This is a genomic window from Bordetella ansorpii (assembly GCF_900078315.1).
GTDB lineage: Bacteria > Pseudomonadota > Gammaproteobacteria > Burkholderiales > Burkholderiaceae_B > Bordetella > Bordetella ansorpii.
Genome location: NZ_FKBS01000014.1, coordinates 1,459,723 through 1,474,661, shown reverse-complemented (window position 1 = coordinate 1,474,661; position 14,939 = coordinate 1,459,723). Strand labels below are relative to the sequence as shown.

Here is a 14,939-nt window from a genome sequence, read left to right as displayed (position 1 = left end):
CCGGAGCACTGCGAATACGACACACCGGCCCAGGGGCCTGTCGACACCAAAAGTGGCAACAGGCCCTGGAGGCCGGTGCGAGGTGCTGCGGGGAAGCACGTCGCTGCGCCTTTGCGGCGCCGCTGCGCGACGCGCCTCCCGGATGATGCCAGACCTGGCTGGATCAGATCAGAGGCCCGGCTGGTACGTCCACTTGCCGTTCACGACCTTGACCATGACGCGCGAGCGCTGGTCGAAACCCGCGTGGTCGGTGGGGCTCATGTTGAACACGCCTTGCGACACGGCCAGGTTCTTCACGCCTTCGATGGCATCGCGCATGGCGGCGCGGAACTCGGGCGTACCGGGCTTGGCGCCCGACTTCAGGGCCTCGGGCAACGCGGCCACGATCAGTTGGCCGGCATCCCACATGTGGCCGCCGAAGGTGTTGACCGAACCCTCGCCATAGGCCTTCTCGTAGGTCTGCACGTAGTTCAGGGCCGACTTCTTGACGGGATTGTCGTCGGGCAGCTGCGCGGCCACCAGCAGCGGGCCGGCGGGCAGCAGCATGCCTTCGCAATCCTTGCCGCAGACCCGCAGCACGTCGTTGTTGGCGGCGCCGTGGGTCTGGTAGATCAGGCCGCCGAAGCCGCGGGCCTTCAGTTCCTTCTGCGGCAGGGCCGACGGCGTGCCGGCGCCGGCGATCAGGATCGCATCGGGCTTGGCGGCCACCAGCTTGAGCACCTGGCCCGTGACGCTGGTGTCGGTGCGGCCATATTTTTCGATGGCGGTGACGCTGATGCCCTTGGCCTTGGCGGCGGCCTGCATCACGTCCAGCCAGCCGTCGCCGTAGGCGTCGGCGAAGCCGATGAAGCCCAGGTTCTTGACCTTGGCCTTGACCATGGCGTCAGCCAGGGCGCTGGCCATCAGGGCGTCGTTCTGCGGGGTCTTGAAGACCCAGCGGCGCTTTTCGTCCACGGGTTCGACGATCTTGGCGCTGGCGGCCACGCTGATCATCGGCACCTTGGCTTCGGCGGCCACGTCGACCATGGCCAGCGAACCCGGGGTGATCGAGGTGCCGACCAGCACGTCGACCTTGTCCTCGGTGACCAGCTTGCGCGAGTTGCGCACGGCGGCCGTGGTGTCGGTGGCGTCGTCCAGCACGATCCATTCGATCTTCTGGCCGGCCACTTCCTTGGGCAGCAGCGTGGCGGTGTTGCGCTCGGGGATGCCCAGCGAGGCGGCGGGGCCGGTGGCGGCCAGCGTGACGCCGACCTTGACCTGGGCGCCGGCCACCATGGGCAGGCTGAGCGCCAACGCGGCGGCGAGCGCGGACAAGCCAAAATGCTTGGGCATCTTTTGTCTCCTGTGTGCCCGGCAATCCCTGGAACGGGTCGCGGGCTGGTTTAAAGTTATACAGAAAAACGGATTATAGGATTAAATCCGTATCAAATGCGACGCATGCAAGGGGCGTATCAACCCTTAGACAACAGGGGTGAAATGCGCCGATCCGCCTTTCAGCAAACGCATTTGATAATGGCGAACCCTACTTGAGCGGGCTTCTCACCGTCTGCTAGGGGTTACCCGCATTGTCCAAACAAACCGGTCACATTGGCCGCGTCAAAGTCGTTTAACATCGCGGGTTACTCCGAACCTTTCGTTCGATCGGAGGTCGAAGACCCCATGGAAAAAGTACGCAAGAGCGACGCCGAATGGCGCGCCATCCTCACTCCGCAAGAGTTCTCGGTCGTCCGTGAAAAAGGCACCGAGCGCGCCTTCACCGGACGCTACTGGGACACCTTCCAGCACGGCATCTACCGCTGCGTGGGCTGTGGCACGCCGCTGTTCGCGTCCGACACCAAGTTCGACGCGGGCTGCGGCTGGCCCAGCTACTTCGAGCCCATCGACCCCGAGCGCGTGCGCGAAGAACGCGACACCACGCACGGCATGATCCGCACCGAAGTGCTGTGCAACATCTGCGACGCGCATCTGGGCCACGTCTTCCCCGACGGCCCCGAGCCCACCGGGCTGCGCTACTGCATCAACTCGCTGTCGCTCAAGTTCGAGCCCGAAGCGCCATAAAGGGCCCCTGCCTGCGATGAAGAAGTTCCTGTTCGACCTGTTCCCGCTGATCCTGTTCTTCGCGGCCTACAAGTTCGCCGACCTGTACGTGGCCACGGGGGTCGCCATGGCGGCCTCGCTGGCCCAGGTCGCCTGGCTGCGCCTGCGCGGCAAGGCCATCGAGCCCACCCACTGGATCGGCCTGGCCGTCATCATGGTCTTCGGCGGCGCCACGCTGTGGCTGCACAGCGACGTGTTCATCAAGTGGAAGCCCACCGTGCTGTATTGGCTTTTCGCCGCCGTGCTGCTGGGCGCGCGCCTGCTGATGGGCCGCAACCTGATGCGCAGCCTCATGGGCCGCCAGATCGACCTGCCCGACGCCATCTGGGACAGGCTCAACATCACCTGGATCCTTTTCTTCCTGGCTTGCGGCGTGCTCAACCTGTACGTGGCCTTCTCGGGCCAGTTCACCGAAGCGCAATGGGTCAGCTTCAAGGCGTTCGGCCAGACCGGCCTGATGATCGTCTTCGTCATCGCGCAGTCGATCTGGCTGGGCCGGCACATCCGCCCCGCCGAAGCGGCGGACGACGACAAGGCCAAGGACTGACCCCGCTTTCACCATGACCGACGATACCGACCGCATCGGCCTGATCCGCGGGCGCCTGGCCGCCCTGGAGCCGCTCGAACTGGACATCCGCGACGACTCGCACCTGCATGCCGGACACGCCGGCGCGCAGGGCGGCGCGGGCCATTACCACGTACGCATCGTGGCGGCCTGCTTCACCGGCCTGTCGCACGTGGCCCGCCACAGGCTGGTGTATCATCATTTGCAAGATCTCATCCCCCATCCCATCCATGCGCTTGCGCTCGACGCACAGCCGCCTTCTTCCCAGTAAATCCCACAAAGGACATCCATGAAACGCATCATCATGCTGGCTGCCGCATGCGCTATCGCCGCGCCTGCCTTCGCGCAGAACGTGGCTACCGTCAACGGCAAGGCCATCACGCAGAAGAGCCTGGACGAGTTCGTCAAGCTGCTGGTCTCGCAGGGCGCCACCGACTCGCCGCAACTGCGCGAGCAGGTCAAGCAGGAGATGATCAACCGCCAGGTGTTCGTGCAGGCGGCCGAGAAGCAAGGCATCGCCAAGCAGTCCGACGTGCAGACCGAACTGGAACTGGCTCGCCAGGGCATCCTGGTGCGCTCGCTGATGGCTGGCTACCTGGAAAAGCACCCCGTCACCGACGCCCAGATCCAGGCCCAGTACGACAAGATGAAGAAGGAACAGGCCGGCAAGCAGGAATTCAAGGTCCGCCACATCCTGGTCAAGGATGAGAAGACCGCCAACGACCTGCTGGCCCAGATCAAGTCGGACAAGACCAAGTTCGACGACCTGGCCAAGAAGAACTCGCAAGACCCCGGCAGCGCCGAGCGCGGCGGCGACCTGGGCTGGGCGCCCCCCACCAACTACGTGCCCCCGTTCGCCGAGGCCGTGCAGAAGCTGAAGAAGGGCGAACTGGCCGACAAGCCGGTGCAAACCCAGTTCGGCTGGCACATCATCCAGGTCGACGACACCCGCCCGGTGCAATTCCCGCCGCTGGATCAGGTCCGTCCGCAACTGGAAGAAATGCTGCGCCAGCAAACGCTCAGCGCCTTCCAGAAAGATCTGCGCGACAAGGCCAAGGTGCAGTAAGACGGGTCTTTCGGCCATAGGTAAAAGAGCCTGCTTTTCGAGCAGGCTCTTTTATTTTGGCTGACGCATGATCCATGCTGCCCCAACCCCATGCATTGCGGGGAAAGCATGAGCAAGATAATTGACTCACTGCACAGCGATCTCGTCGCGTTGCATCAGGCCGGCGCCATCGACAACGCCATCCTGCACGGTTTAGAGGCGGCGATAAACCCTCAGCCCTGCCCCAGCAACGCCTTCAACCCACCCTCGTCCAGGATGGTCACGCCCAGTTCCTGCGCCTTCTTCAGTTTGCTGCCGGCATCCTCGCCCGACACCACGTAGGCCGTCTTCTTCGACACCGAACCGCTGACCTTGCCGCCCGCGGCCTGGATGTACATCGTGGCCTCCTCGCGCGTCCAGGTGGGCATGGTGCCCGTCAGCACGAAGGTCTTGCCGGCCAGCGCGGTGCCTTGCGGCTCAGCCTCGGCCACCGGTTCCACACCTTGCTGGCGCAGCAGGTCGACGATCTCGCGGTTGTGCGGCTCCGCGAAGAAACGGTGGATGGAGCCCGCCACCACCGGCCCCACGTCGGGCACGGCCAGCAAGGCTTCCTCGTCGGCATTCATCACCCCGTCGATCGACCCGAAATGGCGTGCCGTGTCGCGCGCCGTGGTCTCGCCCACGTGGCGGATGCCCAGGGCGAACAGCAAACGGCCCAGCGTGGGCTTGCGCGCCTTGTCGATGGCCTGCACCAGGTTCTCGGCAGACTTCTCGCCCATGCGCTCCAGCGCGGCCAGCTCGGCGCCCTTCAGGCTGTAGATGTCGGCCAGCGATTTCACCCGGCCGCTTTCCACCAGTTGATCCACCAGCTTCTCGCCCAGGCCTTCGATGTCCAACGCCTTGCGGCCGGCGGCGTGCGACAGGGTCTGCTTGCGCTGCGCGGCACAGAACAGGCCGCCGGTGCAGCGCGCAATGGCTTCGTCTTCCAGGCGCTCGATGGCCGAGCCGCACACCGGACATGCCGTGGGCATGACGAACAGCGGCAGATCGCCTTCGCGCTTTTCCAGCACGGGACCGACCACCTCGGGAATCACGTCGCCCGCGCGGCGCACGATCACCGTGTCGCCCACGCGCACATCCTTGCGACGGATCTCGTCCTCGTTGTGCAGCGTGGCGTTGGTGACGGTGACGCCCCCCACGAACACCGGCGCAAGGCGTGCCACCGGCGTGATGGCGCCGGTGCGGCCCACCTGCACCTCGATGCCCAGCAGCTCGGTGGTGGCCTCTTCGGCGGGGAACTTGTGCGCCACGGCAAAGCGTGGCGCCCGGGCCACGAAACCCAGCACGCGCTGGGCCGGCAAGGCGTCGACCTTGTAGACCACGCCGTCGATGTCGTAGGGCAGGTCCGCGCGGATCTCGCCGACCTGTTTGTAGAACGCCATCAGCCCGGCGGCGCCCTGGGCGCGATGGTTGTGCGCCACGTTCACGGGCAAACCCATCTCGTCCAGCCAGGCCAGCATGTCGCCATGGCTGTCGCGCGGCAGCGTGGACGCTTCGCGCACACCCGGCGCGGGTTCGTCGTAGACGTCCGACTCGCCCCGCGGCAAGCCCTGCACCTCGCCCCAGCTATAGGCAAAGAACGTCAGCCGGCGCTGCGCGGTGATGCGCGAATCGAGTTGCCGCAGGCTGCCCGCCGCCGCGTTGCGCGGGTTCACGAAGATCTTCTCGCCACGCTCGGCCTGCGTCTGGTTCAGACGCTCGAAATCGGCGCGCGTCATCAGCACTTCGCCCCGCACCTCCAGCACCTTGGGCGCGGGGCCCTTCAAGCGCTTCGGAATCTCCTTGATGGTGCGGATGTTGGCGGTGACGTCTTCGCCCGTCTGCCCGTCGCCGCGCGTGGCGGCCTGCACCAGCAGGCCGTCTTCGTAGCGCAGGCTGATGGCCAGGCCATCCAGCTTCAATTCACAGAAATAGGTGACCTGCGCCTCGGCCGCCAGCAGGCCGGCGTTGCGCAGCGTGTCGGACACGCGCTTGTCGAACGCGGTGACGTCGTCTTCCTCGAAGGCGTTGCCCAGCGACAGCATGGGCACCGCGTGGCGCACGCTGCCGAACTCGGCCTGGGGCGCGGCACCGACGCGTTGCGTGGGCGATTCCGCCGTGACCAGTTCGGGATGCTCGGCCTCGATAGCCTGCAGTTCGCGCATCAGCGCGTCGTAATCGGCATCCGATATCGTGGGCGCATCCTGCGTGTAGTAGCGGACGTTGTGCTGCTCGATCTCGGTACGCAGGACGGCGGCGCGTTCGGCCGGCGTCGGCGGGGTGGGCTTGTTATCCGTCATGGCATGTCCAGTCCGGCGCGGGCGACCTCAACCGCGCCGCCAGACCGCCGGATAAAGAATCAAGAAAAGACCCGCAGCGCGCGCTCGCCGCCGGCCGGCAGCCCGGCCTGCTCGAGCTGCTGGAACAGGACCTGCAGGCGCTCGTCGATGACCTCGTCGGCGCCGTGCCCCAGCGGCTTGCCCTGATCGTCGACCAGATCGGCGCCCAGGCGCCCGGCCAGATCGCGGCCCACGTCGACCATGCGGCCGAAGGCGCGCGCGTCGGCCGGCGTGCACGGCACATCCAGCAGCAGGTACAGCCGGTCGGAGGGCGCGCCGCCCGCTTCCAGCGGCGCGCCGTCGGCGCGCGACAGCGTGAACCGCGTCACGCCGCTGTCGGCCAGCCAGGCCAGGCGCGGCCCATCGACCGAGAAGCCCAGCGCCATGGCGGCGGACAGGACGTCGGATGCGGACATAGGCGCCTGCATCACCAGCGTCAGGCCCACCTGCGTGTCCAGCGCCGCGCAAATGTCGTCCAGGCGGGCGGCCTGTTCGAGCGCGGCCTGCTGGTCGGGGCTTTCGATATTGCCGTCGAAGCGGTCGGCCAGGTCCTGCGCGCGCGCCCAGGCCTGCGACCACTCGATGGCGGTCAGCGCACCGCTGCGGTTGGCCAGCAACACGGCCAGTTGCAGCGATACATAGGTTTCCTGCGCGTGCACGCGGGCGCGGTGGCGATGCCCATCGGTCTCGGCGAAGACACGCAGGGGCTTGCGGCCCACGCTGCGCAGGCTTTGCAGATGCGGCACCAGGTCGGCGCCGCGCACCGGCTCGCTGAAGCGCACCTCGATGACGACCTCGCAGGCGGGATCAGGCTCTTGGGGATCGTCGGCCTCGTGCGAGGGCGCCTCGGAGGACACGGCGGCATTGCTGTGGCCGATGCCGGGCTCACGGCGCGAGGGGCCGCTGGCCACCACCGGCGCGGCGCCCGCGCGCATGTCGCCGGCGCCCAGCAGCGGGTCCTGTTCGGAACCAGGAAACTGCGCCTGCATCTTGCGGCGCACCCGGCGGTCTTGCCACCAGTTGAATCCCAGCACCAACAGGATGAACAGCACACCCAGGGCAATCAGCCCCATCTGCAAATCGCTCATTTATCAATTCCGCGCGCGGGCGCGTTTATTCACTCTAGGGGGTTATTCGGCCGCCATCTGCACGGCCGAATCAATATCTACGGCAACGATACGCGAAACGCCCTGTTCCTGCATGGTCACGCCGACCAATTGCTTGGCCATCTGCATGGCGATCTTGTTATGAGATATGAACAGGAACTGCGTCTGCTGGCTCATGGCGCTGACCAGGTTGGCGTAGCGCTCGGTATTGGCGTCGTCCAGCGGCGCGTCCACCTCGTCCAGCAGGCAGAACGGCGCGGGGTTCAGCTTGAACAGCGCGAACACCAGCGCGGTGGCCGTCAGCGCCTTCTCACCACCTGACAGCAAATGAATGGTGCTGTTGCGCTTGCCGGGCGGCTGCGCCATGACCTGCACGCCGGCGTCGAGGATCTCGTCGCCGGTCATGGTGAGCTTGGCCTCGCCGCCGCCGAACAGGCGCGGGAACAGCTCGCCGAAATGGCCGTTGACGGTATTGAAGGTCTCTTGCAGCAGCTCGCGGGTCTCGCGGTCGATCTTGCGGATGGCGTCCTCGAGGGTCTCCATCGCGGTCATCAGATCCTGTTGCTGCGAATCCAGGAAGGTCTTGCGCTCGCGCGAGGTGGTCAGTTCGTCCAGGGCAGCCAGGTTGACCGAGCCCAGGGCATCGATCTGGCGCGAGATGCGCCCCACCTCGGACTGCAGCCAACTGGCCCGGCGCCATTCGTCGGGCTTCTCGGCCAGTTGGCTGGCCAGCGCCTCGCGGTCGACCTCGCGGGCATTGAGCTGCTCGGTGAACTGCTCTTCGGCCAGCCGCGCGGCCTGCTCGTCCAGCTGCAATTGCGTGATGCGGTTGCGCAGCGGCTCCAGCCCGCGCTCTTGCTGCATGCGTTCTTCGTCGGCGGCGCGCAACCCGGCGGACAGGTTGTCCAGCTCCTGGCGCGCGCGCGTCAGGGCCTCCTCGCGCTCGGCGCGATGCTCCAGCGCGTCCTGCAGGCCGGCTTGCGACGCCGAGGCGTCCAGTTCGGACAGGTCGGCGTCGAGCTGTTCCATCTCGGTGCGGCCGCGCTGGCTCTGATCCGCCGCCAGTTGCCGGTTGCGTTGCAGGTCGGCGATGCGCGCCTGCACGCTGCGTTCGGCGAACTCGGATTCCTGCGCGGCGCGCTCGAGCTCGCGCAGCTTGACGCGGGCGGACTCGGCCTCGGCGGCCAGGTCCTCGCCAGCGATTTCGGCATCGGCGAACCGCGACTGATGTTCGCCCAGCTCGACGTCGAGCGTCTCGAAACGGGCCTCGGCCTCCTCGCGGGTGGCGCGCAGGTCTTCTTCGTGCGCGGCCAGTTCGTCCAGGTCCTGGCGCAGGCGCGCGGCGCGTTCGCCGGATTGCTCGGCCTGCTGCTGCAGGCGCGAATGTTCGAGCTGGATATCGTGCACGCGGCGCGTGACTTCGGCCACGCGCTGGCGCGCCGGCGCGACGGCCTGCGACACCTGCTGCCAGCCCGCTTCGGCACGCGCCACGGCGCTGCGGGCCTGGTCGGTGATCAACTGTTGCGCCTTGATCTCGCGCTGCAGGTTCTCGATTTCCTGCTGGCGGCCCAGCATGCCGGCCTGCTCGGAGTCGGGCGCGTAGAAACGCACGCTATGGCCGTCGACCACATGGCCGGCCTGGACCACGCAGATGGCGCCCTCGGGCAGCGTGGCGCGGTTGGCCAGGGCCTGCGCCAGATCGGGCGCGGTGTAGACGTTGCGCAGCCAGCCGTTCAGCAGCGCCTTCAGGCTGGGTTCGGTGACGCGCAGCAGACTGGCCAGCGGCGTGAGGCCCGCGGGCGCGGCGGGCGCCGGCGTGGGCGTGGGCAACTGGTAGAAAGCCAGGCGGGCGGGCGGCGCATCCTCGGCGAAGGCGCGCGCCCAATCCAGGCTGCGCACTTCCAGGGCGGCCATGCGCTCGCGCAGCACGGACTCCAGGGCGGTTTCCCAGCCGGGTTCGACGTGCAGTTTCTGCCACAGGCGGGACAGGCCGGCCAGCTCGTGGCGAGCCAGCCAGGGCTCCAGCGCCCCCTGCTTCTGCACGTCTTCCTGCAGCTTGACCAGCGCGGACAGGCGCGCTTCCAGGCGGGCCAGGCTCTGCACTTCCTGCTGGGCCGCCCCCTGGGCGCGGGTACGCTCGGCATCGGCCTCGGGTACGCGGCCTTCGAGTTCGGCCAGTTCGGCCTGGGCTTCTTGGAGCTGGTCTTCGCCGGCGGCGCGATCGCCCGCCAGTTGTTCCAGCCGGGCGGGATCGGGGGCGTGCAGCTCGCGCAGCTCCTGCTGCAGGCGCTCGCGGCGCTGTTCGAGGGTCTGCAACTGGCGGTCGGCATCGCGCTGGCTTTGCGCGGCCAGGGCCAGATTCTGCTCGACGCGCGCCAGGTCGCCGCGCATGCCGTCGCGGGCGGCGGCCGCTTCCCGCACGCGGGCCTCGATGTTGGGCAGCGACGCCTGGGCGTCCTCGGCGCGCGCGCGGGCCTCTTCGGTGCGCGCGGCGCCCGTGGCCAGGTCTTCCTCGGCCTGGGCGATCTGCTCGATGCAGTGTTCCTGCTGGACGCCCCATTCGGCGATCTGCGACTCCAACTGCTGGCGGCGGGCCTGCAGGCGATTGCGCGAATCGACCACGTGGCGGATCTCGGCCTCGAGCCGGCTGACCTGGCCATTGGCCTCGTACAGTTGCCCTTGGGCGGCGTGAACGGCGTCGCCGGCGGCATAGTGGGCCTGGCGGTGCGCCTCGAGCGCGGCCTCGCCTGCCCGCAGGTTGGCCGTGGCGGCTTCCAGCGCATTCTGCGCCTGGGCCATGTCCTGGTTCTTGCGCACGCGCTCGTCGCGCGCGCCGGTTTCCTTCAGCAGCCACAGGGCGTATTGCTTCATTTCGCCGTCGGACTGCAGTTCGCGGTACTGGCGGGCCACCTCCGCCTGGGCTTCCAGCTTCTCCAGCTGGCTGCCCAGTTCGCGCAGGATGTCTTCCACGCGCGTCAGGTTCTCGCGGGTATCGGACAGGCGGTTCTCGGTCTCGCGGCGGCGCTCTTTGTAGCGCGACACGCCGGCGGCCTCTTCCAGGAACACCCGCAGCTCTTCGGGCTTGGCCTCGATCAGGCGGTTGATCATGCCCTGGCCGATGATGGCGTAGCCGCGCGCGCCCAGGCCGGTGCCCAGGAAGATGTCGTGGATGTCGCGCCGGCGGACCTGCTGGTTGTTGACGTAGTAGCTGCTGGTGCCGTCACGCGTGAGCACGCGGCGCACCGCGATCTCGGCGTAGGTGCTCCATTGCCCCGCGGCGCGGCCCTCGCTGTTGTCGAACACCATCTCGACCGAGGCGCGGGCCGCCGGTTTGCGGTTGCCCGAGCCGTTGAAGATCACGTCCTGCATCGACTCGCCGCGCAACTCCGAGGCCTTGGCCTCGCCCAGCACCCAACGCACCGCGTCGATGATGTTGGATTTGCCGCAGCCGTTCGGCCCCACCACGCCCACCAACTGGCTGGGGACGGGGATGACGGTGGGGTCGACGAACGACTTGAATCCGGCGAGTTTGAGCTGGGTAAGACGCACGGTGCGGTGGCGGAGCGGTTATTCGAAAGGGAAAGAGACGCATCGACGCGGGCCGACATGCCGCGAATACGAAAGCGGCCCCAGGGGGCCGGCGGATACGGGTCGTATGATACCCCAGGGCGGTCCTGCGAACGTCCCGGGGCCGACACGACGCCGGCATCCGGCGCGCGCGCCATGCAAGGACATATCCGGAGTCTGGCCAACGCAGCCGGACGCTATACTCGCTGACACTTTGTCGTACAGCACAACTTTCCGCCCAAGGGCACGTTCCAGGGCAGCGGGGACATCCTTTTGAAACGCGGGTTCTTTCTGGTCATGGCCGCGCAGGCCTTCTCGTCCATGGCGGACAACGCGTTGTTCATCGCGGCCATCGCCTTGATCCAGGAATTGCGCGGTCCCGACTGGATGGCGCCGATGATGAAGTGGACCTTCGCGCTGGCCTACGTGGTGCTGGCCGCCTTCGTGGGCGCCGTCGCGGACACCTTCCCCAAGGGCCGCGTCATGTTCGTCACCAACGCCATGAAGGTCGGCGGCTGTCTGCTGATGTTCTCCTACGCCAGCGTCGGCCTGTCCCATGACCTGCAGACCTTCCTGGTCTGCCTGGCCTATGCCGTGGTAGGCATCGGCGCGGCGGCCTACTCGCCGGCCAAGTACGGCATCGTCACCGAGATGCTGCCGCCCGACAAGCTCGTGGTGGGCAACAGCTGGATCGAAGGCCTGACGGTGCTGTCCATCATCATCGGCACGGTGCTGGGCGGCGCGCTCATCTCGCCCAAGGTCTCCGAGGCGCTGCTGACGCATCCCACCATCGGCAGGCTGGTCCACACCCCTGCCGAGGCCGCCATCCTGGTCATCTCCGTGGTCTACCTGCTGGCCGCGCTGTGCAACCTGCTGATTCCTCCCACGCACGTGCGCTACCCGCCGCAACAGAAGAACCCGCTCAAGCTGGTGCGCACCTTCACGGGCTATGTCCGCGTGCTGTGGCGCGACAAGCTGGGCCAGATCTCGCTGGCCGTCACCACCCTGTTCTGGGGCGCCGGCGCCACACTGCAACTGATCGTCATCGAGTGGGGCCGAGACCACCTGGGCTACCGCCTGGACCAGGCCTCCATCCTGATGGGCGTGGCCGCGCTGGGCACCGTGGTGGGCTCGATCCTGGCCGGCCGCATTCCGCTGCGCAAGGCGCTGTGCGTGCTGCCGGTGGGCGCCTCGATGGGCCTGGTCGTGCTGCTGATGCCGCTGGTGTACTCCCCCTGGGCGGTATATGTACTGCTGCTGCTGATCGGCGGCCTGGCGGGTTTCTTCGTCGTACCCATGAACGCCCTGCTGCAGCACCGCGGCCATGTGCTGCTGTCGGCCGGCCACTCCATCGCCGTGCAGAACTTCAACGAGCAGCTCAACATCCTGCTGATGGTGGCCATGTACTCGCTGATGCTGTGGTTGAACATGGCGATCAACACCATCATCGTGGTCTTCGGCCTGATCGTCTTCACGCTGATGACCGTGGTGATGTACTGGTGCCGCCTGAACCGTCGCGCGCATCCCGACATGCTGGAGCAGATCGGCCAGGAAGGCCACGGCAAGGCGCTGGGCGACGGGCACTGATTCCCGTCCGGGAAAAGCAAGGGGCCGTTGTTCAGTTCCGACGGCCCCTTTTTCTTGGGTGGCGGGTGGCTGGCGCCCTACGAAAGCGTGGCCGCCAGCCGCAGATCCTGCCAGCTGCGCGCCTTCTCGGCCGGGCTGCGCAGCAGATAGGCCGGGTGGTAGCTGACGATCACGGGAATCTGGCGGCCGTCGCTTTCCAGGTGGTGCACGCGGCCGCGCAGGCTGCCGATGGTGGCGTCCGTGCCCAGCAACGTCTGCGCCGCGAAGCGGCCCACCACCAGGATGCGCTCGGGCTTGAGCAACGCGATCTGCCTCATCAGGTAGGGACTGCAGGCGGCGATTTCGTCAGGCGTCGGGTTGCGGTTGCCCGGCGGGCGGCACTTGATCACGTTGGCGATGAAGACGTCCTGTTCCCGGCTCATGCCGACCGACGCCAGCATGGCGTCCAGCAACTGGCCCGAACGCCCCACGAACGGCAGGCCCTGCCGGTCTTCCTGCTCGCCGGGCGCTTCGCCCACCACCATCCAGCGCGGCGCGGTCGCGCCCATGCCGAATACGGCGTTGCGCCGTCCACGGCACAGGCCGCAGGCCTCGCAGCCGGTGACCATGCCGCGCAGGGTCTCGACGTCGGCCGTCTGCACCTGGCGCAAGCGCGCTTCCTTGGCCTCGGGGGTCTCTGCAACGTAGGGCGCGGGACCGCGCGGCGCGGCGGCTGCCGCGGGCGGCGGGGCCGCGTTACGGCCCGTGGCGGCCAGGGCCGCCTTGATGTGTTCGGATGCCGTGGAAGGCGCAGCGCCCACGGGCTTGGCCGGCACGGTCTCGGCTTGCGCGCCGGGGCCGCGGGCCGCCCGATCGCCAGCCGGCGGTTCCGTGGGCGGTACGCCATGAGCGGGCGTATCCGCGCCTGCTGCCGCGGCGGCAGACGCGCGAACCGGCGCTGGCGCCGCATCGGCCCGGCCCGCGGGCGTAGCCCCCTGGCCGGCCTGCGGCGCCTTCGCCAGCGCGGCATCGGACGCCACCGGCGCCACCTCGCGCAGCCAGGTCTTCTCGATACCCAGCTCGCGCAGCCACAACCGCTGCAAGGGATTGACGCGCGGCGCCGACGGCGCCGCCCCCTGGACGTGCGCACCCGTCATGCGTGGCCGCCCTCGATGGTCTTCTGCATGACCAATGCATCCTCGCGTTTGCCTTTACCGCTCGGATAATAGCCTCTGCGCACACCCACCCGCAGGAAACCGGCCTGTTCGTAGAAACCGACGGCCCCCTCGTTCGAGGGACGCACCTCGAGCAGCAGCCCTGGCACGCCGGCCTGCCGGGTGCGCATTTCGCACCATGCCAGCAGCCTGCGCCCCAATCCGCGGCGGTGTAACGCGCGCGGCACGGCGATCACCAGCAGGTGCGCCACGTCCGGCGCCAGCATCAGCAGGCAGAACCCCGCCAGACGGCCCTGCGCACGCAGCACGCAGCCCGGATAGCCCGCCGCCAGGCCGTCGGCGAAATTGCCGCGCGTCCACGGAAAGGCCTGGACCTGCGCCTCCAGGTCGGCAACGTCGTCGAGATCGGCGGGCGTCATCGGCAGCAGTTCGATGTCGTCGATGGGCGGCGGATCGACCGGCCCGGCCAGGCCCCCGGCAGACTGAGCCGCCACAGCCGCCCCGGGCGGCACGTCCGGGACCGACGCCCCCGCAGGCTGGGAAGTCCCACCCTGCGCCTGGGGCCGAGACACCGAACCGTCCGGCCCCGATCGCGGCGCCGGCTCCGACAACTGGCTGCCGGCACGGGGATTGCCCCCTTGCCCGGCCTGCCGCTCGGCGGTTGTGAAAGCCACCTTGTCCCGCACGTACAGCGGCGCGGCGGCTTCGGGATCCACGGTTTCTCCGCGTAGCCAGGCCTGCCGCGCCAGCCGCGCCACGGCGGTGGCCTGCGGCCGGGTCGCCTCGCAACGCCGCGTGCCGGCCCCGGCCTCGTCCATCGCCGGATAGGCATCCCAGGCGTCGCCGGCGCGCAGCAGCGCCAGCGGCCGGCCGGCCTGCTCCGACCAGGCCGGCAGATGATGCCGCGCCCAAGGCATGGCCTCGCCGGCCGCGATCAGCATGGGCGCCTGCAACTCGCGCCAGCCATCGCCCTCGGGCAGATAGGCCGCCAGGTAGACTTCTTCCATGCGCGCGTCCAGCGCCACCAGGACGGCCTCTTGCGGGCCGGCGCCACTTTCCGCCGCCACGGCCAGATGGGACACCACGGGCAGCACCGGCACGCCCAGCCCCAGCGCCATGCCCTGCGCCACGCCACAGGCCACCCGCAGGCCGGTAAAGCCCCCAGGCCCCTGGCCGAACGCCACGGCCTGCACGTCGGCAGGGACGAGAGCGGCACGCGTCAGCAATTCCCGCGCCATGGGCAGGAGACGTTCCGCGTGCTCCTGGGCGCCCTCGTGTTCGAGCAGATCGATGCGAGGCGTTCCGTCCCCGTCACGCAAAAGCGCCACGCCACACCGCGAGGACGAGGTCTCAAAGGCCAACATAGTCAAGTTCATGGTGCGGAATTGTACGAAATTGGAGCAACCCTTCGAGAAAAAACCGAGAGTTTTCAACCGTTAT

General features: G+C 68.1%; 11 protein-coding genes. 5 read left to right on the top strand and 6 right to left on the bottom strand.

Features of this window, described 5'->3' with window-relative positions; translation table 11 throughout:
• Positions 1 to 168 precede the first annotated feature (168 nt).
• The gene (locus tag A7W11_RS14435; protein ID WP_066413525.1) at positions 169 to 1,332 is read right to left on the bottom strand and encodes an ABC transporter substrate-binding protein; all 1,164 of its coding nucleotides are present in this window, start codon (positions 1,330 to 1,332) and stop codon (positions 169 to 171) included.
• Between the two features lie 327 nt (positions 1,333 to 1,659).
• Here A7W11_RS14435 and msrB point away from each other — a divergent pair, with 327 nt between their 5' ends.
• Genes msrB through A7W11_RS14415 form a run of 4 tightly spaced genes read left to right on the top strand, consistent with a single transcriptional unit; the run spans position 1,660 to position 3,728 of the window.
• The gene (gene msrB / locus A7W11_RS14430; RefSeq protein WP_066413523.1) at positions 1,660 to 2,058 is read left to right on the top strand and encodes a peptide-methionine (R)-S-oxide reductase MsrB; all 399 of its coding nucleotides are present in this window, start codon (positions 1,660 to 1,662) and stop codon (positions 2,056 to 2,058) included.
• A 16-nt stretch (positions 2,059 to 2,074) separates the two neighbouring features.
• Entirely contained in the window at positions 2,075 to 2,644 is a 570-nt protein-coding gene (locus tag A7W11_RS14425) for a septation protein A (protein ID WP_066413520.1), read from the top strand.
• Positions 2,645 to 2,657: 13 nt separating this feature from the next.
• Positions 2,658 to 2,933 carry a BolA family protein gene (locus A7W11_RS14420; RefSeq protein WP_066413515.1) on the top strand — a complete coding sequence of 92 codons (276 nt, stop codon included), beginning with the start codon at positions 2,658 to 2,660 and terminating at the stop codon, positions 2,931 to 2,933.
• An 18-nt stretch (positions 2,934 to 2,951) separates the two neighbouring features.
• The gene (locus A7W11_RS14415) at positions 2,952 to 3,728 is read left to right on the top strand and encodes a peptidylprolyl isomerase (protein WP_066413510.1); all 777 of its coding nucleotides are present in this window, start codon (positions 2,952 to 2,954) and stop codon (positions 3,726 to 3,728) included.
• A 212-nt stretch (positions 3,729 to 3,940) separates the two neighbouring features.
• Here the strand turns inward: A7W11_RS14415 and ligA are convergent, their stop codons facing one another.
• From ligA to smc, 3 genes are read right to left on the bottom strand one after another with little or no spacing between them, the layout of a single operon-like run.
• Positions 3,941 to 6,046 (bottom strand): NAD-dependent DNA ligase LigA, encoded by a 2,106-nt coding sequence (gene ligA, locus A7W11_RS14410; RefSeq protein WP_066413508.1) that lies wholly within the window; start codon positions 6,044 to 6,046, stop codon positions 3,941 to 3,943.
• Between the two features lie 59 nt (positions 6,047 to 6,105).
• A complete protein-coding gene (locus A7W11_RS14405) occupies positions 6,106 to 7,173 on the bottom strand; it encodes a cell division protein ZipA C-terminal FtsZ-binding domain-containing protein (protein ID WP_066413505.1) in 1,068 nt (355 codons plus the stop codon).
• A 42-nt stretch (positions 7,174 to 7,215) separates the two neighbouring features.
• Complete coding sequence (smc, locus tag A7W11_RS14400) at positions 7,216 to 10,740, bottom strand: chromosome segregation protein SMC (RefSeq protein WP_066413503.1); 3,525 nt, start codon at positions 10,738 to 10,740, stop codon at positions 7,216 to 7,218.
• 291 nt (positions 10,741 to 11,031) lie between these two features.
• Between smc and lplT the strand changes: the two genes are divergently transcribed.
• Positions 11,032 to 12,345 (top strand): lysophospholipid transporter LplT, encoded by a 1,314-nt coding sequence (gene lplT, locus A7W11_RS14395; RefSeq protein ID WP_066413500.1) that lies wholly within the window; start codon positions 11,032 to 11,034, stop codon positions 12,343 to 12,345.
• A 77-nt stretch (positions 12,346 to 12,422) separates the two neighbouring features.
• Here lplT and A7W11_RS14390 read toward each other — a convergent pair whose 3' ends face one another.
• On the bottom strand, positions 12,423 to 13,481 hold the full coding sequence (locus A7W11_RS14390) for a uracil-DNA glycosylase (protein WP_082887232.1): 1,059 nt from the start codon (positions 13,479 to 13,481) through the stop codon (positions 12,423 to 12,425).
• Positions 13,478 to 14,875 (bottom strand): tRNA (adenosine(37)-N6)-threonylcarbamoyltransferase complex dimerization subunit type 1 TsaB, encoded by a 1,398-nt coding sequence (gene tsaB / locus A7W11_RS14385; protein WP_066413485.1) that lies wholly within the window; start codon positions 14,873 to 14,875, stop codon positions 13,478 to 13,480. The genes A7W11_RS14390 and tsaB overlap by 4 nt, the downstream gene beginning before the upstream one ends.
• Positions 14,876 to 14,939 lie beyond the last annotated feature (64 nt).